The sequence below is a fragment of the Sphaerisporangium sp. NPDC088356 genome, from assembly GCF_040685555.1.
Lineage (GTDB): Bacteria > Actinomycetota > Actinomycetes > Streptosporangiales > Streptosporangiaceae > Sphaerisporangium.
In genome coordinates this window covers 45,723-70,118 of the sequence record NZ_JBFBIK010000030.1, presented here as the reverse complement: position 1 = coordinate 70,118, position 24,396 = coordinate 45,723, and the positions used below count along the sequence as shown (strand labels likewise).

Below are 24,396 nucleotides of genomic sequence, written 5' to 3'. Positions count from 1 at the left end.
GCCCCGCCTGCCACCAGGCGGGGCGCCGGATCGTACGTACGGTGTCGTGACCGGCCGGCTGGAGCCTTCGGCCGATCAGCGCACGGTCAGGGCCAGTCGAGCGAGGGGCGCAGCGCGACGCCGGACTCGCCGTTCTTGCCGAGCTTGACGCCGAGCACCTGGTGGAGCTGGACCTTGTTGCGCTCGAAGCCGACGATGCAGCCGGCCATGTAGAGCCGCCAGACGCGAGCGGTGCCCTGGCCGACCTCGGTGACCGCCTCGTCCCAGTGGGCGTCGAGGTTGGCGCACCACCCCTCCAGGGTCTTGGCGTAGTGCTCCCGGAGGTTCTCCTCGTGGCGGATCTCGAACCCGATGTCCTCCATCTCGCGGATGAGGTGGCCCACGGACTCCAGCTCGCCGTCGGGGAAGACGTAGCGGTTGATGAAGCCGCCCTTATTGATGGTGCGCTCGGTGCCGGTGGGCCGCGTGATGCAGTGGTTGAGCAACCGCCCGCCCGGCTTGAGCTTGCCGTACAGGAAGCGGAAGTAGCCGGGGAGCTGGTCCTTGCCGATGTGCTCGGTGAGGCCGATCGAGCTGACCGCGTCGAAGTCGCCCTCGGCGACGTCGCGGTAGTCGAGATGGCGGACCTCCGCCAGCTCCGACAGCCCCGCCTCGGCGATCGCCTTCTGTGCCCACTCGGCCTGCTGGCGCGACAGCGTGACCCCGACGGCCTTCACGCCGTACTCCTTGGCCGCGTGCATCACCATGCCGCCCCAGCCGCAGCCGACGTCGAGCAGGCGCATGCCCGGCTTGAGGTCGAGCTTCCTGGCGACGAGGTCGAACTTGGCGTACTGCGCCTCCTCCAGCGACGAGCCGTCCTCGGGGAACACGGCGCAGGTGTAGGCCATCGACGGGCCGAGCACCCACTCGTAGAACCGGTTGGAGACGTCGTAGTGGTGGTGGATCGCCTCGGCGTCACGCTGCTTGGCGTGACGGCTGCCGAGCCTGGCCAGCGCGCTCTGGCGGACCTCCTGGGCGGGCAGTGGCACCCGCATCAGGAGCGGCTTCACCCCGAGCGACCGGGCGACCGCGATCTTCTCCTTCATCGGCATGTCGTTCAGGGTGATCTGCGCCATCTCCGACAGCAGGGTGTACATGTCACCGTGCACGTCGATATGGCCTGCGATGTAGGCGCGCGCGAGCCCCATCTCCCCCGGGGACTGTGCCAGGTATGCCACCGCTATCGGGGACTTCACCTCGATGCGCACGGCGGCGTCCGACGGGCCTGCCTTGCTCCCGTCGTACGCGGCGAACTCGACGTTCGCCTCGGACCCAACGATCTTCTCGAAGATCTGGGCGAGTCTCATCGAACCAACCTCCTCAACGCCCCCGTACGCACTTGTCATAGAGGTCGAGCAGCCGCCCTCCGGGGTCGTACGCCCGTTTGACCGGCCAGTAGGCGTCACCGTTGTAGAGACGCCAGAACTCCTCGCGGGGGTAAAAAGATGTCGAATACAGGGACTTGTGGCCGCCGAGCTCGTGCACGGAGTTCTCGATGAGCCGGTTGTGGTAACCGTCGAACTGTCCGCGCGGCAGGGCGACCATGCCCCAGAATCCGAAGTTCACGTAGAGCTTTCCCGGCTCCAGCGGGTAGACCGGCCACTCACCCGTGGCCTTCAGCGGGCACATCCAGACAGGGGTCATGCCCACCTGGTCGTGGAAGAACTCAAGGAAGTCGGCGCCCCGCTCGACGGGCACCTCGACGTCCTGGATGACCGACTCGTGCACCGGGTTGTCGCGCCAGCGGTCGACGCGGGCGGTCACGCCGTACTTCTGGTCGAGCCCGACGAGCCTGCGGTAGACGTCGGACCGCAGCCAGCGCCTCGGCATCAGCGAGCGGACCAGCGGCTGCTGCACGCCGAACGCGCGCGAGCACCAGAACCAGTCGGTGTCCCAGCGCCAGAGGTAGTCGCGCACGGTCAGCCAGTCGCGGGTGCGGGTGCGGATCGACTGGTAGTAGATGCGCATACCGGTGTAGTCGGAGGCGTACGGCGCGCGCTCGGCGAACTGCCCCACGGTGATGTACATCTCGCCGGGGGTGAAGAACGTGCCGTCGATGAAGTCGATCTTCTCCCCGTCGTACTCCCCGCTGTCGCAGATCTCCTGCATGGCGAGCATGCACTTGTCGGCGTCGGAGAAGGGGATGTGCGTCAGCCGTACGAAGGGCTGCACCGGGAGGAGCTTGATGCGCAGCCGGAGGGCGTAGCCGAGCGTGCCGTAGGAGTTCGGGAACGCGTGGAACAGGTCGCTGTGCTCGTTGTCCGCCCTGGCGACCACGATGCGGCCGTCGCCGGTGAGGATCTCCATCTCCTCGACCGACTCGTGCGGCAGCCCGTGCTTGAAGCTCGACGACTCGATGCCGAGCCCGGTCACGGCCCCGCCCAGAGTGATCGTCTTCAGCTGCGGCACGACATACGGCATGAGCCCGGACGGCAGCGTGGCGTCCACGAGGCGCTCGTAGGTCGTCATACCCTGGACCTCGGCGGTCCTGGTCTCCGGGTCGACCTGGATGACCTTGTCGAGATCGCGCGCGGAAAGCTTGGCCGCCTTGCCTGGCTCGCGGAAGCGGAACAGGTTCGTGGTCGGCTTCGACAGCCGCGGGGAGGCCCCCTCCGGGAGGGCGGTGTAGGACTCCCTGATTTGCTCGACCGCCCTGCGATGGGCTGTCATCTGGGCGGTTGTCCTCACCGTGCGATCTGGCATGCCACCACCCCCTAGAACTAAGTGTGTGGAGATCGTCGCTAGAACGCTATCTCCTGAGATGACCACCGACCAGAGTAGACACGTTAAACCCGCGCAAACTCAGGGCCCCCCTTCGAAACGCGTTCACGCAGGGGTTAGCGTCGTGTCGCAGGTGGCCGGGGTCCCGCCCGGTCGAACGATACCAAGCGTTTGCTTCGCTCGCACGGTGCCGTCTATCGTCGACATCGCACCCGAGGAGACACCAATGAGCAACAACGGCGACACGGACCCGAAAGAGCACGTCAGGCGGCACGAAGGCGGCGGGCGCCCAGGTCCCCTGGCCGGGGTGCGCGTGCTGGAGCTGGCCGGCCTCGCGCCGGGGCCCTTCGCCGGCATGATGCTCGCCGACCACGGCGCGGAGGTCCTGCGGGTCGACCGGGTCGCCACCGTGGCCAGATCCGGCGACCGCCCCCGTACGGACGTGATGGACCGCGGCAAGCGCACAATCGGCCTCGACCTGAAGTCGCCCGAGGGCGTGGCCGCGTTCAAGGAGCTGGCCGCGGGCGCCGACGTGGTCATCGAGGTGTTCCGTCCCGGCGTGGCCGAGCGGCTCGGCATCGGGCCCGGCGATCTCCTGGCCGTCAACGAGCGGCTCGTCTACGGCCGGATGACCGGCTGGGGCCAGGACGGCCCGCTCGCGACGACCGCCGGGCACGACATCGACTACATCGCGATCGCCGGCATCCTGTCGATGCTCGGACGCGAGGGTGGCAAGCCCACTCCGCCGATCAACATCCTCGGCGACTTCGCGGGCGGCGGGCTGATGCTGGCGTACGGAGTGCTGCTCGCCCTGTTCGAGCGCGAGCGCACCGGACGGGGGCAGGTGATCGACGCCGCGATGGTCGACGGCGCGGCCACCCTGTTCGCGATGTTCTACCACAGCGCCCAGGCAGGCCTGTGGGGCCCGCGCGGCACCAACCTGCTCGACACCGGCGCGCCGATGTACGACACCTACGAGACCGCCGACGGGCGCCACGTCGCGGTCGGCGCGCTGGAGCCGGCGTTCTGGTCCGAGCTGGTGAGCAAGACGGGCCTCACTGACCTGCCCAGCCGCGACGACCGCGCCAACTGGCCCGAGATCCGCGAGCGGCTGGCGGCGGCGTTCAAGTCGAGGACGCGCGCCGAGTGGGAGGAGATCTTCGACGGCTCGGACGCGTGCGTCTCGCCCGTGCTGGACATGGGCGAGGCCGCCCGCCACCCGCACAACGCCGCGAGGGGCACGTTCGTCGAGGTCGGCGGCGTCACCCAGCCCGCGCCCGCGCCGCGCCTGCTCGGCAGCGGCCGGAGCGACCTCGCCCAGGCGACCCGCCTGCACGACCTGTCGGCATGGGGCCTGCCCGACGAGCGCGCCAAGGCGCTGCGCGAGGCGGGGGTCCTGGCCTGACACCGCCGTGCCCTAAAGCGCCCCGGAGCGACCGCTGTGGCCTCGAAGGGACTTTGCAGGGACGGCTGTGACGGCGGACCGCCTACGCCTGGGCGCGCTCCCTGCCGTGACCGGCCGGGATGGGGTTGTGGCCGGGGAGGACGGCGAGGTAGAGATCGACTCCCGCCCGGTGGTGGACCTCCAGGTCGGTGGTGAACGCCCGCGCCGGAAGCCCGCCGCCTTCGGTGTGCCTCCATACCTGCTGCCAGGCCTCGATCAACGCCTGCGGCATCGGGCCGTGCGCCTCGACCTTGAGCGACTGGACGGCCGGCACGCGGACGGCGACCATGCCCTCGGGCAGCCCCGCCGCCGTGCGGATCGCCACGCCGACGATCTGCGTGTAGGACCCCTGGTGACCGCTCTCGTAGTCGATCAGGACGGCGTAGAGGTTCTCGTCGACGCGCCCGGGGACGTGGGCGAAGGCTCCCGGCGCTCCCGCGCGCGCCCAAAGGCCCGGCAGCTGCGCTCGCGACGGATCGGCCTCCGCCGCGTTGTTGGTGCGCATGGCGTAGCCGACGACGAGCACCTCGGGCCGTGCAACGATGATCATAGCGCCTCCAACTCCAGGGCCACCCGTCCGCATGACTCGCTCGCGCCGTCAATGTATCCGGACCGGACGATCGCCGTCTCGATCATCGCGCACAGAGGAGTCTGAAGGGGTGGCCGATGAGCTCAACCAAGGACATATCACCCAGCTGAGCTGGGGAATCCCATTGTTCCCCATGAATCGCATAGGCTGAACCAACGTGCGATTCCTCAACGATCAGGCCCCGATCTACGACCTGACCTACAGCGACGTCTTCATGGTCCCCACGCGGTCGGCCGTCGGGTCGCGGCTCGCCGTCGACCTGTCGACCGGCGACGGCACGGGCACCACCATCCCCATCGTGGTCTCGAACATGACCGCGGTGGCCGGCCGCCGCATGGCCGAGACCATCGCCAGGCGCGGTGGCATCACCGTCATCCCGCAGGACATCCCCTTCGACGTCGTCGCCGAAGTCGTCGACTGGGTCAAGAAGCGCGACCTCGTCCACGACACGCCGATCACGCTGACCCCGCACGAGACCGTCGGTGAGGCGCTGAACCTCCTGCCCAAGCGGGCGCACGGGGCGGTCATCGTGGTCGACTGGGAGAACCGGCCGATCGGCGTCGTCACCGAGGCCGACTGCCACGGGGTCGACATGTTCACCCAGCTCTCCCAGGTGATGTCGGTCTCCCCCATGACCATCCCCGCGGGCACCGATCCTCGGGCGGCGTTCGAGATGCTGCACGGCGGGCGGCACCGCCTCGCCCCGGTCGTCGACGGCGACGGACGCCTTGTCGGGGTCCTCACCCGCACCGGCGCGCTGCGCGCCACGCTGTACGAGCCCGCCCTGGACGCCGGGGGCCGGCTGCGCGTCGCCGCCGCCGTCGGCATCAACGGCGACGTCCCCGGCAAGGCCAAGGAGCTCCTGGACGCGGGGGTCGACTGCCTGGTCGTCGACACCGCGCACGGCCACCAGGAGAAGATGCTCTCCGTGCTGTCCGCCGTACGGGCCCTGGAGCCGGGCGTCCCGGTCGCCGCCGGGAACGTCGTGACCGCGGCAGGGGTACGCGACCTGATCGAGGCGGGCGCCGACATCGTCAAGGTCGGGGTCGGACCGGGCGCCATGTGCACCACGCGGATGATGACCGGTGTCGGACGGCCGCAGTTCTCCGCCGTCCTCGAATGCGCGGCCGAGGCCCGGAGCCTCGGCAGGCACGTGTGGGCCGACGGCGGCGTACGCCACCCGCGCGACGTCGCCCTGGCCCTCGCGGCAGGCGCGTCCAACGTGATGATCGGGTCCTGGTTCGCGGGCACGTACGAGTCGCCCGGCGACGCCCACACCGACGCCAACGGGCGACGGTACAAGGAGAACTTCGGCATGGCCTCCGCCCGGGCCGTACGCCTGCGCACCGCCGACGACACGCCCTTCGAGCGCGCCCGCAAGGCGCTGTTCGAGGAGGGCATCTCGACCTCGCGCATGTACCTCGACCCGGCCAGGCCGAGCGTCGAGGACCAGATCGACGCCATCGTCGCCGGCCTGCGCTCGTCGCTCACCTACTCCGGCGCCACCACGCTGGAGGAGTTCCACGAGCGAGCGGTGGTCGGCATCCAAAGCTCCTCCGGCTACTCAGAAGGCATGCCCCTCCACCAAAGCTGGTGACAACACCTCAAAACTCACCGCTAACCCAGAGTTCGGGACAACCCGTCTCATGGAGGCGCGCCGCTGCACCAGAATTGGTGACGACCCAGCTCCTTGAGGCCTTCAGCCGCACAGGAGCTGGTGATAATCCGCCTCCTTCGGGTAGTGCGGAGCCGCAAGTGAACCCCCTGACCGCGAAGGCGGAATCCCCCCATGATCGGTTCGTCCCCCGGACTGGCCTCACCTCTCGCCACTGATCGGCGACTCCTGGTCAGCTATGACAATTACCCGGCCGCGCAGCGTGCCGTCGACTCGCTATCGGACTCCGGATACCCGGTCCACAACGTCGCCATCGTCGGGAGCGACCTGCGCCTTGAGGAGACGGTCACCGGACGGCTGACCAACGCGCGCGCGGCCCTGTCCGGGGCCATCAGCGGCGCGGTCTTCGGGCTCGTCGTGGGCCTGTTCCTCGGGCTGTTCACCTCGACCACCGCCTCGTTCTTCGCGCTCGCCGTCTGGGCGGTGCTGTGGGGCGCCGTGATGGGCGCGGCCTTCGGGTTCGCCAGCCACGCGTTCAAGGGCGGGACCCGGGACTTCACCTCGCGCAGCGTGATCGTGGCCGGCCGGTACGACGTCCTGGTGCCCTCCGCCGCGCTTGAGGATGCCCTGGCCGTGCTGGAAGGCGGCACCCGTCCCGCCGACACGATCGTGGTCGAACGACCCCGGTCAGGCGGCCCCCTCCCCACTCCCGACCAAACCCTCCCGGGCCACGCCTCCCCCGCGTCTTCCTCCACGCCTTCCTCACCGTCCAGCGCAACCCCCTCGGCGTCCCCCGCGTCTTCCTCGCCGTCCAGCTCGACCCCCTCCACCTCCGCCTCGCCGCCCACCTCTGCCTCCCCCTCGGGCGACACGCCGGCTTCGACCGGCGACGCCCGGTCCAGGGACACCAAGGCCGCGGGCGCCTCGGCGGTGGACTCCCCGTCCCCAGGCTCAACCGGTTCGCCGGCGAGCGACCCCTCAGCGATCGACTCCTCAGCGACCGTCACCATGCCGTCCCCGGCGGCCGACCACGCCGTCACCATGCCTTCGCCCGCCAGCTCGGCCCGTCCGGCGGAAACACGGGCCGAGGCCATGGAGGAGGCCACCGTCGCCATCCCGATGTCGACCGTACGAGCCGCCACAGCACCCTCCGCACCCAAGCCCCTCACCCCCGAGCCTTCCGAAGGCTCCTCCCCTTCCACCTCGGACGACCTCCCCTCGCCCTCGGCCTCGGACGACCTCCCCTCCCCTTCCACCTCGGACGACGTCCCCTCGTTCTCATCCCCGGCTTCTGATGACGTCTCCGCGCCGTCATCCCCGGCCGCCTCGAACGACGTTTTTTCCTCGCCCTCGGACCTGAAGGACGCTCCCACGCCCTCGTCCGCGGCGGCTTCGGAGGACGTGTTCACTTCCTCGCCCCCGACGGCTTCGGAGGACGACTCCGCATCGTCGTCGGCCGCTTCGGAGGAACTCTTCGCGGCCTCGTCATCGAAGTCCTCCACAACCGAACCCGTGGTCACCGGATCCGCCACCTCCGAATCCGCCGGCCCGCCGGCCGACGCCCCCAGCGGGGAATCGGCCCCTGCGAAGCGGCCCGCGAGGGCGAGGAAGCCCCGAACCGCCACCCCCGCCGGCACGACCGCCCGCCTGAAGCCCGCGGACCTCGACAAGCCCGTGGACTCCGGCCCGGCGGGCCCGCCAGCGGAGAACGAGTCCCCCTTCTCCACCCCGGACGGCGCGACGGCCCACCTCAAGCCCGCGGACTCCGACCTGGTGAGCCCGCCGGCCGACGGCGAGTCCGCGCTGTCCGTCACGTCGAAGCCGGCCAGGCGTACCACCGCGCGGAAGACCACGCCTTCGACCACGCCGAAGAGCGCGCCTTCGAAATCGCCGGTCAGCACGTCCTCCGAAGCCGTGCTCACCCGACCGGCGGCACCCGGAGCCGACGCGACCGGACGCGAGGCAAGCGCAACCGCAACCGCAACCGCAACCGGAACCGGAACGAGCGCAACCGAGGCCAGTGCGGCAGGGGCGTCCGACGCCGCCGCTCCGGCAGGTGACGCTTCCCAGGCCGCCGCGCCGTCCAAGCCCGCGCGGGCAAGGCGCACGACGACGACCCGCTCCACCAAGGCCAAGACCGCCACGCCGGAACCGTCGACGGTCGAACCCGCCGAACCCGCCGAACCCATCGCCCCAGCCCCGGCGGCCGGCGGCGACGACGTGTCCCCCAGGCCATGACCCGTCAACGGTGAATCGCCGCGCACGCGGCTGATCCCGTAGCGCGCCGCCCTGCTCCGCTGATCGGACAAGGTGCGTGCCGTGGGGCCGGTCGTACGGGCCGGCCTGGAACAATGGGGACGGCTCATGGGGATGGGACCGCACGTCACCCATCGGGATACGAAGGTCCAGGAGGCAGAAGGGCGCTCTCCCGGCACTCGCTTCCTTGAGTGATCGCAGAATGGGCCCTCGCCGCCCGTCCGCGGTCAGGACCCCGTAGAGTCGTTCGGTCGGCCGGAAGGCGGTCGACGCCTAGTCCAGGCGCGCTCCATGCCACACCGGGGGCGCGCACTCTAATCAAGGAGAACACGTGGCACTCGAGAAGCCCGAGATCGACTTTCCGGAGGGCGACGCGCCGGCGGATCTCGAGATCGTTGACATCACCGTGGGAGACGGTGAGGAGGCCAAGGCGGGGCACATGGTGAACGTGCACTACGTCGGCGTCGCGTTCTCCACCGGTGAGGAGTTCGACGCGTCCTGGAACCGCGGCGACTCGTTCCAGTTCCCGCTTGGCGCCGGTCGCGTCATCGCCGGCTGGGACCAGGGTGTCGCGGGGATGCGCGTCGGCGGGCGTCGCCGGCTCACGATCCCGCCCCACCTCGGCTATGGCAACCGCGGGGCCGGCAACGCCATCAAGCCGGGTGAGACGCTGATCTTCGTGGTCGACCTCCTCGGCGTGAGCTGACCGCTCGCCCGCCAACCGGGGTCCGCCGGCCCTGACGCTGTGGAAGCCTCCGGTCCCATCGGCTCGCGCGACACCGCGAGCCATCCGGCCCGGCGGCTCCCACGGCGGACCCGCCGTCGGCCAACCGGCCCCGACGGCACCGGTCCGGTGGCCACAACCCCTTACCGCGGATCGCGCCGCCCCGGCACCGGAACGAGGGGCCTGCCCAGCGGAACGAAGGCGACGCCCCCGGCCCCGAACAGGCACCACCGCACCGAGGGCACCCACCCGCACACCCAGCCCCGCTGATCACCGAGAGTCACGGATTCGTGATCTCAGAGTGCGGGTTCTTTTGCGGGGAATGGGCAAGGTTCGCGGCTTATCTCGTCTATATCGCTCCCTGCGGGAGCGTCCTACGCGCTGAACTGGCACGATGAGACCTGTGTTGCTCATCGACCTCGCGCGCACCTCGGCTGCCGTCGCGGCCGACTCCGCCCGGCTCGCCAAGATCCGGCATCTCGCCGAGTTGCTGAGCCGGGTCCAGCCCGAGGAAGCCGAGATCGCCATCGCGTACCTCTCGGGTGAGCTTCCACAACGCCAGGTCGGCGTCGGCTGGCGCAGCCTCCAGGACCTTCCCGAGCCGCGCCAGATCGCCAGCGCGTCCCTCACCGAGGTCGACGATCTCCTCAGCCGCATGAAGTCACAGGCCGGGCCGGGGTCCCAGGCGGCCAGGAAGCAGCTTGTGGACGAGCTGTTCCGCTCGGTGACCCGCCAGGAGCAGTCGTTCCTTCTGCGCCTGCTGGGTGGCGAGCTGCGTCAGGGCGCGTTGAACGGGGTCATGATCGAGGCCGTCGCCAAGGCGGCCGGCACTCCCGCCGCCGAGGTGCGGCGCGCGCTTACGCTGCGCGGCTGGCTGCCCGCGGTCGGCGCCGCGGCTCTGGCCGGCGGCGTCGAAGCCCTGCGCGCGTTCCACCTGGAGGTCGGCCGGCCCGTCTCGCCCATGCTGGCGCAGAGTGCCCCGAACATGACGGCGGCCCTGGCGAAGCTGGGCGGCGGCCCCGCGGCCCTGGAGTGGAAGCTCGACGGCGTACGGGTGCAGGCGCACCGCTCGGGCCCCGAGGTCAGGGTGTTCACCCGGACTCTGGACGACATCACGGCCAAGGTGCCCGAGCTGGCCGAGGCCGTGCTGGCTCTGCCCGTCGACGACCTGGTGCTCGATGGCGAAGTGATCGCCCTGCGGCCCGACGGCCGGCCCGAGCCCTTCCAGGTGACCGCGAGCCGGGTCGCCAGCAAGACCGACATCGCACGGCTGCGCGAGACGACACCGTTGAGCGTGTTCTTCTTCGACGCGCTGCGCGTCGGCGGTGAGGATCTGCTCGACCTTCCCGACAGCGAGCGGCACGCGGCGCTCGCGCGAGCCGTACCCGCCGAGCTGCTGACCCCGCGCCTGGTCACCGCCGACCCCGAGGAGGGCATGTCGTTCTTCGCCGACGTCCTCCGGCGGGGGCACGAGGGCGTGGTCGCCAAGTCCCCCGCCACGCCGTACGCCGCGGGACGGCGAGGAGCGGGCTGGATCAAGGTGAAGCCCCGCCACACCCTCGATCTCGTCGTACTCGCCGCCGAATGGGGGCATGGCCGGCGTCAGGGCAAGCTGTCCAACCTGCATCTCGGCGCCAGGGATCCTGAGTCGGGCGACTTCGTGATGCTGGGCAAGACGTTCAAGGGCCTCACCGACGAGCTGCTGGCCTGGCAGACCGAGCGGTTTCTCGCGCTGGCCGAAGGCCCGAGTGACGAGTGGGTGGTCACGGTACGGCCTGAGATGGTGGTCGAAGTCGCCTTCGACGGGGTTCAGCGTTCCCCGCGCTACCCGGGCGGCGTGGCTTTGAGGTTCGCGCGCGTACTGCGCTACCGCCCCGACAAGCGCCCCGAAGAGGCCGACACCGTCGACTCCGTCCGCGAACTCCTCTTCTGATCGGCGCCCACACCACACGATCCAACCCGGCGATCCCCCGGCCCGGCTCCGCCATCGAGGGGGCTCTGGCGCGCATCTGATCACTCAGGGTGTGACTTGCGTCACTTTGCGCGTGCTTTGAGTGTCTTTACTTCCTATTTGTCCGTTATGGTGCTGGACATTACGCAATGGGTCTTTTAGCGCCTAATGCGTAGATGGGACGGTCGGCAGGTATCCGGGTTGGTGGCTCCCCCACGCTCGTCCGCACGCGCCGTCCCGTGTCCTTGCCCCCTATCTAGGACCGTGGTTCCCTTGGGCCTGCACGCCTCCCCCACCCGTTGGTACGAGAAGACAGTTCCCCTGCTGAGGACCGGCGCCAGGCGGCACCTGCGTTCCGCCGTCGCCGTCACCGCCGTGGTGGCAGCGTCGGCCGGCGCCTGGATCGTCGTGGACAACGGCGATGACGCGCCGGTCACCGCCGCCGCCGGGCTTGGGACGGCCGGTCGTACGGTCACCGCCGCACCCGTCGCGGATGTGCCGGCCGGCACGGTCACCCCGTGGACCCCCTTCGCCCAGGCAGGCTCCTCGGGTACCGCCTCCGCCGCGTCCGAACGGCACAGCACGAGCTCCGGAGCCGGAACCGCCGAGGCCGCCAAGGCCGCCGCCACCCAGAAGGAGGCCGCCGAACCCCCGAAGGCGGCCAAGCCGGTCAAACCGGCGAAGCCCGCGAAGAAGCCCACCGCCAAGGCCAAAGTCATCTCGTCGGGCAGCTGCGGAGCCTCGTTCTACGACGAGGGCCAGATGACGGCGAGCGGTGAGCGCTTCAACCCGGACGCGATGACGGCGGCACACAAGACGCTCCCCATGGGGAGCAAGGTGCGCGTGACCAACCCTCGGAACGGCAGGACCGTGACCGTCCGCATCAACGACCGCGGGCCGTTCGTGAGCGGCCGGTGCCTGGACCTGTCACGAGCCGCCTTCGACACCATCGGCAGCCTCTCCACCGGCGCCATGACAGTGAAGTACGCGGTACTGGCCCGCTAGGCGCCGGTCTACGACCACACGAGGGTTCACCGGGTGAGGCCCCGGGCTCACCTGATCTGGCGAGAGCTCGGGCCACCCGATCTGGCGGAGGGTGCCGGGCTACTTGATCGGGCGGAGGGTCAGCGGGTAGCGGAAGTGTGTGTCGCCGGCTGCGGCCACGGCGCCGACGATGCCGAGCACGAGCGCGCCGATCATGATGAACGGGATGAGGACGACCCCGATGATGGTGAAGGGCAACGCGATGGTGGCGCCGAGCATGGTCAGGTGGAAGTTGAGCGACTCCACCGCATGCTGACGGATGTACGGGGAGGTTCTTCCCCCGGTCAGCAGCATGATCAGGGGTCCGACGAAGGACAGGCCACAGAGCGGCAGCAGGTGCGCGGCGGCGGCACCGAGCCGATCGCCACCCGTGAGCGGCGCCGTGTGGTGCGGGCCCATCTGCGGGAGCGACTGCGGCGCGCGGGGCATGGGCCGCACGGGATACAGGTCGTGCATGATCGGTGCGAGATCGGCGTGAGTGCGCGCCGTCATCGCGAGGTGAAGCCGCTCGTCGAACTCGTCCTTGTCGAGGCGGCCTTCGGTGTACGCGACGGTGACGTGCTCGACCACCTGATCGCGTTCCTGGTTGGTCACCCGAAGCCGAGGGTGAGGCGCTGGCGCCCACCCTCCGGTGGATGGTGTCGCCGGAGGTCTCACTGCCCCTGCCATCAGTGGCCGCACCTTTCCTCGTAACCAGTCGTCTACCCCATTCTTAGACGTGCGGCGAGTCCGGTCTATCCGGAACAACCCCGACCCGACCCCGATCTGGCCCGGAGGCACCCATTTGTCAGCCGGTCCCGGTATACAAGGGATATGGGATGGCGTGATCGCTATGGAATTCGTCGGCTACGTGGCCGGAGCATCGTCAGGTTCGACCGGGAGGCCAACGACGGCGACATCGAGGTACTGATCGCCTTCGCGAAGTCCCGCCGGGGAGTGGAGTTCTACGTCGAGCCGGAGACCTTCGCCACCGACACGACCGCCGTCGCCGTCGCCCATGACGGCGAATGGACGCGCCGGAGGGTCGGCTCCCCCGCCGTCATCATCAAGGTGGCGAGGAACCTCGCCCTCCCCGTCTACGACGTGCAGCTCACGGGCTACCCGGGCAGGATGCGCGCCTACAACGAGCGCCGCCGCAACAGCCCGGCGCAGGAGTAAGCAGACGTGAGCAGGAGCAGGCAGTAGTAAGCCATTCCGCTCATCACCACGACGCGCCATTCCTGGACACCGATGCGGGGTTTCATCCCACGCGGCGACTCGGCATTCACCCCTCACGGCAACCGAGCAGGAAAACCCTCCGGCGATCGTCACGAACGCATGCTCACCGGCTACCGGCTCGGGACGGTGTGGTCGTCGAGGAGGCCGAGCATCGGATGGAGCCATTCCATTCGGGGTGGGCCCATGCTCGCGTCCAGCTCTTCCGGGGTCGGCATGCGGTGACGGAGGATCTCGGGGCTGATCAGCTGCTGGAGACCCTGGGCCAGAAGGCTCGCCATGGAGTACGAGGGGTCGGCGGCCAGCGCCCGCTCGACGGCGATGCCGGCGAGCGCGCAGTCGCCGCGACGCCAGGCCGCGGCGCTCAGCAGTGACGCCACGGGAGGCACGAACGGGGGCTCCAGCCTGCGGGTGAGGTCGGCCCACAGGGCGACGTGGGTGTCCTGCGTGTCGTCGGCCATCAGGGTCCACGCCTCGTCGCGGATGCGGATCACGGCGAGATCGACGCCGAGCCGGGCGGCCTCGTGGTCGGGCAACGGCCCTCGCTCGCCGAAGCCCTCGACCGATCGGCGGACGCGGGCGAGCCCTTCGGCGACGAACTCCGCGGGGACCTCCTCGGGCTTGGGCGTGCCGATGAGCCGGGAGCGCACGTGGGCGGCGACGAGCCGGGTCGCCTCGCGCATCTTGACCCGCGCCTCCCCCCTGGTCGGAGCGACCGACCGCTCCAGGCTCTCGCGGTCGGGCAGGGCGACCAGGCCTCCGAGCGTGGCGTGTGCCGCGACCTGCCCTGCCACCGGGTCGTACGGCCGGCCCTCGGGCGGGCAGCACTGGATCTGCTCGCAGACATATGACCAGTAACGCGAACCCTCGGCGCGGAGGGCTTCGATGACCTCGATGCCCGCGTCACCGAGCAGCCGCACGGCTTCGTCGACGGCCGGTGTCACGAGCGCCCCGTCGCCGAACCCGGCCAGGATCGTGTGGGTGACCTCCTCGCGCCGGAGCAACGGCACGAGCCTGTCGATGGCTCCGGCGGGGAACGGCAGGTCCCACCGCGTGGTGACGCGCAGCCTGCCACGCGCGCCTCTGCCCGCGAAGGCGATGACGACGAGGCTGTCAGTGGGATGGAAGCCCAGGAGATAGGGCACGGCCCCGAGGATGTCGTCGGGGGAGGTGAGGAGGATCGGCGAGGACGTCATGGGCCCCAAGAGTCACGAACTCACAACCGGCCGATCCCGCCGAGCGGCGTCCTGTGGAAATCACATTCGAGGACGTCCTATCGAACGGGAGGTGACGACCGCGGTCCATCACCGCCTGACAGGCGGGAACACGCGTATGCGCACTCGGAGGCCCACCGGCGGGACCCGAGAATATCCACAGGGCAAGCACCGAAGGCGTCCGCCGGTACAGGCCCCCACACCCTTGGTCCAGCACTCCTCCCCTTCGCGTCTCCCAAACCCTGTGGTCTTCTCCGCTCCCCTGTCAACAGATCGGGGAACCGGCATCAGTCGCGGGGCGCGAGCCGTACGCGGACCATGATGGTGGCGCCCGCGACCGCGGCGGGCATGGCGAAGACGGCGCCGAAGGGGATCAGGAAGATCAGGAAGACCAGCACGCCGAACCCCAGTGCCGGGGACTTGTCCGCGCGGAGCAGGGCGAAGCGCTGCTTGCGCGCGAGACCCCGGCGTTCCATGGCGAGCGTGGTCAGCTCCACGGTGAGGAAGAACCCGGAAACGGCCGCGCCCAGCACCGGCACCACGGTCTGCCCGACCACCGGTACGAACCCCAGGATGAACAGCGGGATGGTGAACATCAGCACGTACGCGAGGGTGATCAGGCTGTCCCGCAAGGAACGGATGATGGACCGCCAGATCGGGACGTCGGGGCCCTTGTGCACCCCGCCCATGCTCTCCTCGACCCGCTCGGAGAGCTTCTCGTAGAACGGATCGCCGATCACCAGCGTGGCGGCCGTGAAGGTGATGACGGCCAGCACGAGGCCGAGCCCGAAGACGACGAGACCCAGCAGGACCCGCACGGTGTCGCGGACGCCCGCGCTCCAGCCGTCCGCGAACGGGGTGACCCAGGCCGCGAGGTCGCCGGCGTAGGTGCCGAGCAGCACCAGGGCGACGATGTAGAGGGCCAGCGCGATGAGCGCGGGGATGAGCCCGAAGAGCCACTGGCGCGGGTTCCTTGCGACCCAGCCGAGCCCCTGGAAGAAGTATTTGATCCCGTCGGCGAAGCCACCGATCCCGCGGCGGATGGGCTGGCCCATGCTGTTCATGCCCGGCAGGCTAACGCCTTACGTGAGGATCGTCGCAAGATCAGTGGAAAGATCCCTGTTTCCAGAGGGATGTCACGGGAACGCCCAGGTCGGCGAGCAGGCGCCGCAGCAGGGGCAACGAGATGCCCAGCACGTTCCCGTGGTCGCCCTCGATGCCGTCGACGAACCAGCCGCCGAGACCGTCAAGGGTGAAGGCGCCCGCCACGCGCAGGGGCTCGCCGCTGGCGACGTAGGCCGCGATCTCCTCGTCGCTCGGCTCGCCGAAGCGCACCGCCGTCGCCCCGACCTCGGCCGCATCGGCTCCCGTCCCAGCGTCGATCACGCAGTGCCCGGTGAGCAGCCTGCCCGTACGGCCGCGCATCGACCGCCAGCGCGCCACCGCCTCCTCGGGCGAGCGGGGCTTGCCGTACGCCTGGCCGTCGAGCTCAAGGATGGTGTCGCAGCCGATGACGAGGCCCTCGGTGAGGACCTCCGCCACGACCGACGCCTTGGCACGGGCCAGAACGAGGCAGAGCTCGGCGGGTGACCCGGCGGTCACGGCCTCCTCGTCGACACCGCTGACGATGACGGTGGGGTCGAGGCCGGCGCTGCGCAGGAGCGCGAGCCGGGCGGGCGAGGAGGAGGCGAGGACGATCTCGGTCATGTCATCCGAGCCTAGAGGAACCCGGCGACCGGTACGCCCACGGAGGACCCTCGCCCAGGCGGCCCGCAGGCCGGAAGCCCTGCGACCGGGCCGCCGTACGCTCGAAAGCTCTACGACCGGGGTGCGCCGTACCAGCGCCAGGTGGTCAGACGCGGATGCCCCGGAAGCTCGGCACGCCCCGTGGCCCACAGCAGGGTGGGCCAGGGGTCGGTGGCCCGCGGGGCGTCCGGGAACAGCCGGGCGAGCACCCGCGAGCACATGCCCGCCGGCGGGGTCCAGGCGAGCCCGAGCCCCTCGGCCAGATCGTGGGTGTGCACCAGGGTCTCCACGATCCCCATCGCGGCGAAGCCCTCCGCGTCCGACGCCCCGAAGATGTGGTGGGCGCGGACCTCCGGCGGCGTCGTACGCACCATGGCGACCAGCAGGGCGCCGCTCGCCTCCAGCACCTGCGTCAGGCCGGCGGGCCCCGCCTCGCGGTCGGCGTGGATGGCGTTCGCCGGACCTGCGGGCCGCCGCCTCTCCCAGGCGAAGGGCACATGACCGTCCGCGGGCGTCGTCCTCGATCCCAGCTGGGCGGCGTACGAGAACAGGTCGTCGCTGAGGTGCTCGACGGTCTCCCAGCAGTCCCACTCCAGCGAGCCGGCCTTGGCGTCCCATGCCGCCGCCGGCGCCTGCGAAAGAAGGCCGACGGCGAGCCGGACGGCCTGGTCGAGGTCGTCGGCGGTCACGGGGGACGGGGAGGTCGATTCAGGCATGACAGGAACCATATCGCCGGCCGACAGACCCCGAAGATCGCCTTAGAGGACGCGCACGCTGGACATCAGGGTGTTGATATCGGCCCAGCGCTTCTTCTGGGCGTCGGGGATCGTGATGAACACCAGGGCCGGCTTGGAGGAGGGCACCTCCACCAGGGCGACCGCCGCGGTCGCCACGTGCTTCTTGCCGCCCGCCTTGTAGTTCACGCGGTACCCGAGCAGCCAGCCCTTCCGCTTGCCCGCCTTGAGGGGCTGCGAGGCCGTCCAGGTGATCGTGGAGCCCTCCGGGTGGTAGTTCAGGGTCCAGCGCGCGGCGAGGAAGGCGGTGTCCTTGAGGTCCTCCTGGACCTCGATCGGCACCGGGCACGACGCCAGCAGGGCCCGGTGCCCCGCCCCCTTGACCGAGGGAAGCGTGCGCCGCGTGGCGAACGGTGAGGACTTGGTGAGCTTCCACTCCTTGACGAAGCGCGCGAACGTGACACCGGACCGCTTGTCCTTCACCCGGCCCTTCGTCTGGGCGGCGTGCCCGCGGAAGTCGGCGAGCCTCCGGTCGGACGGCAGCCGCGGGACGCGCGGGTCCGCCTGGCCCGTGACCAGCGCGCTGCTGCCGGGCGTCGGGGTGGGCGCCGGCGACGCCGACCCCTGGGCGGACACCTCGGTCGGCCCCGAGGCCGACACCGAAGGAACGGACACCGCCGAACCCGAGACGGACGGCACGGAAAGGGCCGACGCCTCCGCGGAGACCGACGGCTCCTGGGACGCCGCGCCGGACGAGGGCGCGGGCAGCGTGGCCTGCGGCTCCGATCCGGCGGGCGCCGCGACCGTCGGCGCGCCCTTGTCAGAGCCCGTCACGAACAGGACGACCGCCGCCGTCACGACGGCGAGGACGGCGAGGCCCCCGGCGACGCCGCGGTAGATGACGCGCATCGGCAGGTCGCCCAGCCTGGAGATCAGGGAGCGCTTGACGGGCGGTGGCGGCGGAAGAGGCGGAGGCTCCTCGACCGTGATCTTCGGCAGCGGTGCGGTCTCCGCATCCGCCGTTACGTACGCTGGGACGGCCTTGGTCCCGTAGTTCCCACCCACCCCATTTGGCACGATCGGAGCGTACGGCAAATCCCCCATGCGCGTCTGAGTTCCCGATCACACTTCGGGAACGAGTCCCTGCCGCATAGGGCTTTCGTACGCTCTGACCTCCCCTTTCGCCCGCCGGTCAATGGCTTTCACCCTGGCGGGACGGATTGCGCAGAGGACCCCATCCGGCCGGGCGATGGCCGCCCGCCCGCAGCCACGGAGCGTCCGAGACGACCGTGCGGGAACCCGGTTCTATCTCGGTGAACCCCGCGTCGCGGACCACGGGAAGCCCGCTGTCCACCAGCGCCGCCCACCGGCGCGGCCCCGCCGTCCGTACGGCCACCGGCAGCCCCTCGGCGTGCCACGTGGCGCGGGTGTGCTCGTCGGTCGCCCACCAGGCGAGCTGCGCCGCGTGACCGGCCTGGGCCATGGCCTTGCCCGCGGACATGTCGAGCGAGGGGTTTAACCACAGCACCGCCGCGCCGGGCGCGGGCGGCTCCGGCGGCGCGGTGTCGGTCAGGTCGGTGCCGGAGACCTGGAGCCGGGACAGCTCCTTGGGCCAGGCGTCGAGCGGGATCGGCGGGTGCACGCGCACCTCCGCCGACCGCACCGCGACCGTGATCCCGGGCAGCTCCTGCACCCGGCGCCACTCGACGCCCCTGGCCCGGCGCACCACCTTCCTGATGCCGATGGTCTCCCATACCTGCACGGGCTCCGCCCACTCGCCGCTCGTGGCGCGCTCGTCGGTCAGCAGGGTCAGTACGGCGAGCGCCGCGGCCTCAAGAGCGTCGGTGCGTTCGGGCGGCGCGGAACGCTCGATGCGGACGACGAGGGGAAGCACTCTCTGGTCTGGCCGGCTCACGTCCCAAGGATCTCAGCCCCGCCCGGACGCCGGTCCGGCACGTCCGCCTTTTGGGACGCGTGCGAACGTCAGCCTGCCACGGTGGCCACCGGTTCCACCGGCGAACCGCTAGCCGGGGGGCGCCGCCCTTCCGCGCCACCCGCAGCGACATGATCGCGGCGAGGGCGCACAGCAGGCCGGCTCCGTACCAGGCCGCGTCGTAGTGGCCGAGGTGGTCACGGGTGACGCCGGCCGCCACCGCCGCGATGGCCGCGCCGACCTGATGGGAGGCGAACACCCATCCGAACACCACGGCGCCGTCCGGGCCGTAGAGCGTGCGGCACAGGGCCACGGTCGGCGGCACGGTGGCGACCCAGTCGAGGCCGTAGAAGATGATGAAGATCAGCATGCTGGGCTCGGTCGTCGCCGCGAACAAGGTGGGCAGGATCAGCAGCGAGGCGCCGCGCAGCGCGTAGTAGGCGCCCAGCAGGATCCTCGGGTCCACCCGGTCGCTGAGCCAGCCGGAGAAGATGGTCCCCGCGACGTCGAAGACGCCGATGAGCGCCAGCAGGCCCGCCGCGGTGGTCTGGGGCATGCCGTGATCGTGGGCCGCGGGGATGAAGTGGGTGCCCACGAGGCCGTTGGTGCTCGCGCCGCAGATGGCGAAGCCTCCCACGAGGAACCAGAACGGCCGGGTGCGCGCCGCCGACCTCAGCACGGTCAGCGCCCGCGTGGCCGCGCCTCCCTTGCGCACCACGGGCGCCGTGGGAGCCACACCGGGCTCGGCTCCAAGGGCGGTGAGGCCGACGTCCTCGGGACGGTCGCGCAGCAGGAACCAGACCAGCGGCACGACCGTCAGCGCGGCCCCGGCGACCACCAGCGCGGCCACCCGCCACCCCGGCCCCTCGGCGATCCAGGCCAGCAGGGGCAGGAAGACGAGCTGGCCCGCGGCTCCTCCCGCCGTCAGCACGCCGGTGACCACGCCCCGGTGCCGCACGAACCACCGGTCGGTGACCGTGGCGACGAAGACCAGCGCCATCGAGCCCGTGCCGAGGCCGACCAGCACGCCCCAGCACGCGACGAGCTGCCAGCCGGCCGTCATGAAGACCGTCAGCCCGCTGCCGAGCGCGACGAGCAGCAGCGCGGCGGCGACGACGCGGCGCATGCCGAGACGGTCCATCAGGGCCGCCGCGAACGGCGCGGTGAGGCCGTACAGCATCAGGTTCACCGAGACGGCGAGCGAGATCGTCCCCCGCGTCCAGCCGAACTCCTCCTCAAGCGGGGTGATGAGGACCCCAGGCGTGGCCCGGAACCCCGCGGCCCCGACAATCGCGACGAAGGCGACTCCCGCCACCACCCAGGCCCGGTGCGGTCGCCGCCCGCGTTTCACATCCACCGTCCGCGTCATGCCGACAATGATGGATTTGGGCCCCAAACCGGGCGAGTGGCTGGATAGCCAATATGTGCTTCTCGACCCGGACGTGCTGTTCATCGACGACGGCGACCTGCTGACCTCGGCGGGCGTCGCCGCGGGCATCGACCTGTGCCTGCACGTCATCCGGCGCGACCACGGCAGCGAGGTGGCCAACCGGGTGGCGCGGCGCTGCGTGACCCCGCCCTGGCGGGAGGGCGGGCAGGCGCAGTTCATCGAACGCCCCCTGCCCGAGCCCGGAGGCGCCACCACCGCCCCCACCAGGGCATGGATGCTCGAACGGCTGGGAGAGCAGCTCGACCTCGCCACCCAGGCAAGGCACGCGCGCATGAGCGTGCGCACGTTCACCCGCCGGTTCCGCGAGGAGACCGGGCTGAGCCCGGCCAGATGGCTCAGCCGCCAGCGCGTGGAGCACGCGCGCCACCTGCTGGAGTCCACCGACCTGCCGGTGGACCAGGTGGCCGCCCGTTCGGGCTTCGGCACGGCCGTGTCGCTGCGCCAGCACCTGCACGCGACGATGGGCGTCGCGCCGTTGACCTACCGCCACACCTTCAAGTCCTGAGCGCGTCACAGGAACTGCGACAACTGGTTCCCGCTGTTCGACAGCAACATCCAGAAGGCGTGGGCGGCCGACACGAGCGTCACGTGGTGGTGCCATCCCCGGAACGACCTTCCCTCGAAGTCACGGAGCCCGAGATGGTGGGTCACTCCCGCGCGCTCCCTGGCCACCCGCTCGGAGGTCTGGGCGATGCGCAGCAGCGCTCCGGGCGGAAGCTGGGTGATGTTCGACAGCCACACCGAGGGGGAGCGCTGCTCGGGCACGGTCCACGCGCCCAGCAGGATGAGGGGCGGCTCCCCCGCGTCGGCGGTGGAGGACCGGAAAGGGGTGTGCACCCTCGCGCTCACGGCGAAGGAGGGGCGCTGGGAGGCCGAGGCGGCGCCGTTCACGGCCCGGGGCGACTCGACGATGCGACTGACGTCGCGCAACGCGTCGATCAGCTGACCCGCCTGGATGCGGCGTCCCATGCCGAGGGGGATCCTCGGGTCGGACGGGCTCACGGGGATCGAGTCGTGCACCCGCACCACGAACGGGATCCCTCGCTCGGAGAACTCGAAGATCATGCGCCCGATGTCGATCTCCCTAGCGTCCATCACCACCGGGCGCTGCCTGAGCCCCCACGCACTGGCGATGGAGACCACCACCTCGGCGGCGCACTGCTCGACGCTGAGGCTGACCTCGTCGTCCGGGATGCCCGCGCGCCGGCGCCGGCCCGGGTCGTCGGTCCAGCTCTCGGGAAGGATGAGCCTCCAGTCGATCGGGCAGGCCTCCTGCTCCGACGCCAGCCACACGCCCACGACCTGCTGGCAGTTGGCCAGGCGGCCGAGCTTCCTGACGAACCTGCGCTCGACGCCGACCGAGTGGTCCCCCGACTTGGGGATCACCAGCGGCTCCACGACCAGCGCGATCGGCCGGATGACCTGCTCAAGGTAGCCGGCGAGAGTGCGCCTGACCGTCATCCAGCCCCAGGGGGACTGGCTGATGAACTGCTGCAGGCTCTGCTCGACGGCCGGCCCGCTCTCCAGCGACGCGATCCCCCGCATCGTCTTGCGTCCCTCGATGGACAGCAGCCCGCGCAGGTACAGCCGTGCCCAGCGACGCTGGTCGCGCCGTTTCAGCGACGAGAACATCATGCCGCAGAACCGGGCGAAGAACTCCGATGAGACTTTCTCCTGTTCGGAGGAGAATGAGCTGACGCCCACGGGCGACCCCCTCCAGTCCGCACCCCGAGAGTTCGGTGAGGCGCACACCCCCCTGGGTGCCAAGAAAAACCATACCGCCCGTGCGGTTTTTTTGGGTTAGCCCTGGGTTACTTTGTCAGATGCGTTCGACGGGAGATCCCCGGAAGGGACGGGACGGAGCCAGAGGGTCGCGAGGGGCGGCAGGACGAGGGACGCGCTCGCCTCGCAGCAGTGCCAGGGCGTGGCCGTCGCCTCCACCACGCCGAGGTTCCCGACCCCGCTACCGCCGTACGGCTCGGCGTCGGTGTTGAGCACCTCGGCCCATCTGCCAGGGAAGGGCAGGCCGATCCTGAAGTCCGGCCGGATGACGGGAGAGAAGTTGCAGACGCAGGCCATCGGCGTCCCGTCGGCGTCGTACCGCAGGAAGGCCAGCACGTTCTCCTCGGCCGAATCGGGGGCGATCCACCGGAACCCCTCGGGCGAGGAGTCGAGCCGCCACAGGGCGGGAAGGCCGCGGTAGGCCGCGTTGAGATCGCGGACCAGGTCGCGGACCCCGTGGTCGGCCATGTCCCAGCGCAGGCCCCGCGCGGGGCACCACTCCTCCTCCTGCGCGAACTCCTGCCCCATGAACAGCAGCTGCTTGCCGGGGTGGGCCCACATGAAGCCGAGGAAGGCCCTGACGCTGGCCAGGCGCTGCCACCGGTCACCCGGCATCCTGGCGGGCAGCGGCCCGGTGGCGTGGGACACCGGCAGGATGTAGTGCTCGGAGTAGGCGTAGACCATGGGGAAGGTGATCTCCCCATGGTGGTACTTGCGGTAGATGGGATCCCTGGCGAGGTAACCGAGGCTGTCGTGGGTCCACCCGGTGTTCCACTTGAAGTGGAAGCCGAAGCCGCCGGGGTCGGTGAGCGTCGTCATGCCGTCCCACGCGCTCGACTCCTCGGCGACGGTGACCACCCCCGCGCCGGCGCGGGCCACGGCGGTGTTCACCTCGCGCAGGAACGAGGCGGCGTCGGGGTCGCTGCCGAGCCCCTCGCCCGAGCGGTGCAGCATCGAGGCGACCCCGGCGATCCTGAGGCCGTCGATGTGGAACTCCGAACACCAGAAGACGGCGTTGGCCAGCAGGAAGTCGCGCACCTGGGGCTTGCCGTAGTCGAAGGCCTCCGGCGGGCCGGCCTCGTACAGCGGCCCGCCGTCGAAGCGGGACAGCCCCCACTCCTCCCCGCCGAAGCGCTGCGGCGTCCAGGCGAGGATGACGCCCACGCCCGCCTGGTGCAGCCTGTCGACCAGGTGACGGAAGTCGTCGGGCCCGCCGTACCGCGCGGTGGGCGCGTAGAAGGCGGTGCTCAGGTATTCGTCGGACGCGTGCTCGGCCACGGGCAGCAGCTCGACGTGGGTGAAGCCGAGGCCCGCCACGTACTCGGGCAGGACCTCGGCGAGCTCGCGGTAGGTCAGGCCGGGCCGCCACGAGCCGAGATGGACCTCGTAGAGGCTCATCGGCTCCTCGTGGGCCACCCTGGACTCCCGGCCCGCCAGCCACCGGGAGTCGCCCCACTCGTGAGCGGGGGTGAACACCACGGAGGCGGTGGCGGGCGGGCACTCGGACGCCGAGGCAAGCGGGTCGGCCTTCTGCCGCCACTCGCCGTCGCACCCGAGGATCTCGTACTTGTAGCGGCAGCCGTCGCCGACGCCGGGGACGAACAGCTCCCAGACTCCGGAGGCGCCGACCAGGGTCATGCGGTGCGCCGCGCCCCGCCAGCCGTTGAAGTCGCCGACCACCCGGATCTCGCGTGCGTTGGGCGCCCACACCGCGAAGGCGGTGCCCACGGCCGTGGTGTGCGCCCCGAGCGTCTGCCAGAGCCGCGCGTGGCGGCCCTTGCCGTCGCGGCCCAGTTCGAAGTCGCCCGTCTTCCGGGAAAGGAAACCTGGATCGCCGAAAAGCGAATCACGACTCCTGAGAATGAAATTCACGATTTCATCTCTCCCGCGTTCCAGATCAAAGTGTTAACCCCTGCGATTGGTGCTCGTTAGATTACTC

Annotated in this window: 20 protein-coding genes and 1 pseudogene; 8 read left to right on the top strand and 13 right to left on the bottom strand. The window is 70.6% G+C overall.

Annotated features, from left to right (window positions below):
• Positions 1-86 precede the first annotated feature (86 nt).
• Together AB0O34_RS14330 and AB0O34_RS14325 are read right to left on the bottom strand one after the other, a co-directional pair.
• A complete protein-coding gene (locus AB0O34_RS14330) occupies positions 87-1,346 on the bottom strand; it encodes a cyclopropane-fatty-acyl-phospholipid synthase family protein (RefSeq protein WP_363915788.1) in 1,260 nt (419 codons plus the stop codon).
• 13 nt (positions 1,347-1,359) lie between these two features.
• Positions 1,360-2,709 (bottom strand): FAD-binding oxidoreductase, encoded by a 1,350-nt coding sequence (locus AB0O34_RS14325; RefSeq protein ID WP_363915787.1) that lies wholly within the window; start codon positions 2,707-2,709, stop codon positions 1,360-1,362.
• Positions 2,710-2,986: 277 nt separating this feature from the next.
• Between AB0O34_RS14325 and AB0O34_RS14320 the strand changes: the two genes are divergently transcribed.
• Positions 2,987-4,165, top strand: a complete 1,179-nt coding sequence (locus tag AB0O34_RS14320; RefSeq protein WP_363915786.1) for a CaiB/BaiF CoA-transferase family protein — start codon at positions 2,987-2,989, stop codon at positions 4,163-4,165.
• 82 nt (positions 4,166-4,247) lie between these two features.
• Here the strand turns inward: AB0O34_RS14320 and AB0O34_RS14315 are convergent, their stop codons facing one another.
• Positions 4,248-4,754, bottom strand: a complete 507-nt coding sequence (locus AB0O34_RS14315; RefSeq protein ID WP_363915785.1) for an effector binding domain-containing protein — start codon at positions 4,752-4,754, stop codon at positions 4,248-4,250.
• Positions 4,755-4,950: 196 nt separating this feature from the next.
• Here AB0O34_RS14315 and AB0O34_RS14310 point away from each other — a divergent pair, with 196 nt between their 5' ends.
• The 5 genes from AB0O34_RS14310 (at position 4,951) to AB0O34_RS14290 (ending at position 12,344) form a co-directional block, all read left to right on the top strand.
• The gene (locus AB0O34_RS14310; RefSeq protein WP_363915784.1) at positions 4,951-6,390 is read left to right on the top strand and encodes a GuaB1 family IMP dehydrogenase-related protein; all 1,440 of its coding nucleotides are present in this window, start codon (positions 4,951-4,953) and stop codon (positions 6,388-6,390) included.
• Positions 6,391-6,582: 192 nt separating this feature from the next.
• Positions 6,583-8,646, top strand: a complete 2,064-nt coding sequence (locus AB0O34_RS14305; RefSeq protein ID WP_363915783.1) for a general stress protein — start codon at positions 6,583-6,585, stop codon at positions 8,644-8,646.
• A 349-nt stretch (positions 8,647-8,995) separates the two neighbouring features.
• Positions 8,996-9,370: an FKBP-type peptidyl-prolyl cis-trans isomerase gene (locus tag AB0O34_RS14300; RefSeq protein WP_358556935.1), complete on the top strand. Its 375-nt coding sequence runs from the start codon at positions 8,996-8,998 to the stop codon at positions 9,368-9,370.
• A 421-nt stretch (positions 9,371-9,791) separates the two neighbouring features.
• Positions 9,792-11,321 carry an ATP-dependent DNA ligase gene (locus tag AB0O34_RS14295; RefSeq protein ID WP_363915782.1) on the top strand — a complete coding sequence of 510 codons (1,530 nt, stop codon included), beginning with the start codon at positions 9,792-9,794 and terminating at the stop codon, positions 11,319-11,321.
• Positions 11,322-11,612: 291 nt separating this feature from the next.
• Positions 11,613-12,344: a septal ring lytic transglycosylase RlpA family protein gene (locus AB0O34_RS14290; RefSeq protein WP_363915781.1), complete on the top strand. Its 732-nt coding sequence runs from the start codon at positions 11,613-11,615 to the stop codon at positions 12,342-12,344.
• A 99-nt stretch (positions 12,345-12,443) separates the two neighbouring features.
• On the opposite strand, the gene AB0O34_RS14285 is transcribed toward AB0O34_RS14290, so the two are convergent.
• The gene (locus tag AB0O34_RS14285; protein WP_363915780.1) at positions 12,444-12,977 is read right to left on the bottom strand and encodes a DUF1707 and DUF4870 domain-containing protein; all 534 of its coding nucleotides are present in this window, start codon (positions 12,975-12,977) and stop codon (positions 12,444-12,446) included.
• A 219-nt stretch (positions 12,978-13,196) separates the two neighbouring features.
• Here AB0O34_RS14285 and AB0O34_RS14280 point away from each other — a divergent pair, with 219 nt between their 5' ends.
• Positions 13,197-13,541 (top strand): hypothetical protein, encoded by a 345-nt coding sequence (locus tag AB0O34_RS14280; RefSeq protein WP_363915779.1) that lies wholly within the window; start codon positions 13,197-13,199, stop codon positions 13,539-13,541.
• A 170-nt stretch (positions 13,542-13,711) separates the two neighbouring features.
• Here the strand turns inward: AB0O34_RS14280 and AB0O34_RS14275 are convergent, their stop codons facing one another.
• From AB0O34_RS14275 to AB0O34_RS14245, 7 genes are all read right to left on the bottom strand, one after another.
• The gene (locus AB0O34_RS14275) at positions 13,712-14,794 is read right to left on the bottom strand and encodes a DUF4192 domain-containing protein (RefSeq protein WP_363915778.1); all 1,083 of its coding nucleotides are present in this window, start codon (positions 14,792-14,794) and stop codon (positions 13,712-13,714) included.
• A gap of 305 nt (positions 14,795-15,099) precedes the next feature.
• Positions 15,100-15,876: an EI24 domain-containing protein gene (locus tag AB0O34_RS14270; RefSeq protein ID WP_363915777.1), complete on the bottom strand. Its 777-nt coding sequence runs from the start codon at positions 15,874-15,876 to the stop codon at positions 15,100-15,102.
• Between the two features lie 40 nt (positions 15,877-15,916).
• Positions 15,917-16,519, bottom strand: coding sequence for a Maf family protein (locus tag AB0O34_RS14265; protein WP_363915776.1), 603 nt, complete (start codon positions 16,517-16,519; stop codon positions 15,917-15,919).
• 110 nt (positions 16,520-16,629) lie between these two features.
• Positions 16,630-17,274, bottom strand: a complete 645-nt coding sequence (locus AB0O34_RS14260) for a maleylpyruvate isomerase N-terminal domain-containing protein (protein ID WP_363915775.1) — start codon at positions 17,272-17,274, stop codon at positions 16,630-16,632.
• Positions 17,275-17,316: 42 nt separating this feature from the next.
• Positions 17,317-18,357, bottom strand: coding sequence for a hypothetical protein (locus AB0O34_RS14255; protein ID WP_363915774.1), 1,041 nt, complete (start codon positions 18,355-18,357; stop codon positions 17,317-17,319).
• Positions 18,358-18,484: 127 nt separating this feature from the next.
• On the bottom strand, positions 18,485-19,186 hold the full coding sequence (locus tag AB0O34_RS14250; RefSeq protein WP_363915773.1) for an aminoacyl-tRNA hydrolase: 702 nt from the start codon (positions 19,184-19,186) through the stop codon (positions 18,485-18,487).
• Positions 19,125-20,594, bottom strand: a complete 1,470-nt coding sequence (locus AB0O34_RS14245) for an MFS transporter (protein WP_363915772.1) — start codon at positions 20,592-20,594, stop codon at positions 19,125-19,127. The genes AB0O34_RS14250 and AB0O34_RS14245 overlap by 62 nt, the downstream gene beginning before the upstream one ends.
• A 55-nt stretch (positions 20,595-20,649) precedes the next feature.
• Between AB0O34_RS14245 and AB0O34_RS14240 the strand changes: the two are divergent.
• A pseudogene (locus AB0O34_RS14240) lies at positions 20,650-21,180 on the top strand (helix-turn-helix domain-containing protein); the annotation flags it as partial.
• 5 nt (positions 21,181-21,185) lie between these two features.
• Here the strand turns inward: AB0O34_RS14240 and AB0O34_RS14235 are convergent.
• On the bottom strand, positions 21,186-22,379 hold the full coding sequence (locus tag AB0O34_RS14235) for a transposase (RefSeq protein WP_363915771.1): 1,194 nt from the start codon (positions 22,377-22,379) through the stop codon (positions 21,186-21,188).
• Between the two features lie 96 nt (positions 22,380-22,475).
• The gene (gene glgB / locus AB0O34_RS14230) at positions 22,476-24,329 is read right to left on the bottom strand and encodes a 1,4-alpha-glucan branching enzyme (RefSeq protein WP_363915770.1); all 1,854 of its coding nucleotides are present in this window, start codon (positions 24,327-24,329) and stop codon (positions 22,476-22,478) included.
• Positions 24,330-24,396: the final 67 nt, after the last annotated feature.

Bases quoted from the DNA above. Each gene is read 5' to 3' on its own strand.
- AB0O34_RS14320 (WP_363915786.1), top strand. From the start codon at position 2,987: ATGAGCAACAACGGCGACACGGACCCGAAAGAGCACGTCAGGCGGCAC.
- AB0O34_RS14265 (WP_363915776.1), bottom strand. From the start codon at position 16,519: ATGACCGAGATCGTCCTCGCCTCCTCCTCGCCCGCCCGGCTCGCGCTC.
- AB0O34_RS14280 (WP_363915779.1), top strand. From the start codon at position 13,197: ATGGGATGGCGTGATCGCTATGGAATTCGTCGGCTACGTGGCCGGAGC.
- AB0O34_RS14245 (WP_363915772.1), bottom strand. From the start codon at position 20,594: ATGACGCGGACGGTGGATGTGAAACGCGGGCGGCGACCGCACCGGGCC.
- AB0O34_RS14330 (WP_363915788.1), bottom strand. From the start codon at position 1,346: ATGAGACTCGCCCAGATCTTCGAGAAGATCGTTGGGTCCGAGGCGAAC.
- AB0O34_RS14270 (WP_363915777.1), bottom strand. From the start codon at position 15,876: ATGAACAGCATGGGCCAGCCCATCCGCCGCGGGATCGGTGGCTTCGCC.
- AB0O34_RS14315 (WP_363915785.1), bottom strand. From the start codon at position 4,754: ATGATCATCGTTGCACGGCCCGAGGTGCTCGTCGTCGGCTACGCCATG.
- AB0O34_RS14275 (WP_363915778.1), bottom strand. From the start codon at position 14,794: ATGACGTCCTCGCCGATCCTCCTCACCTCCCCCGACGACATCCTCGGG.
- AB0O34_RS14305 (WP_363915783.1), top strand. From the start codon at position 6,583: ATGATCGGTTCGTCCCCCGGACTGGCCTCACCTCTCGCCACTGATCGG.
- AB0O34_RS14260 (WP_363915775.1), bottom strand. From the start codon at position 17,274: ATGCCTGAATCGACCTCCCCGTCCCCCGTGACCGCCGACGACCTCGAC.
- AB0O34_RS14325 (WP_363915787.1), bottom strand. From the start codon at position 2,709: ATGACAGCCCATCGCAGGGCGGTCGAGCAAATCAGGGAGTCCTACACC.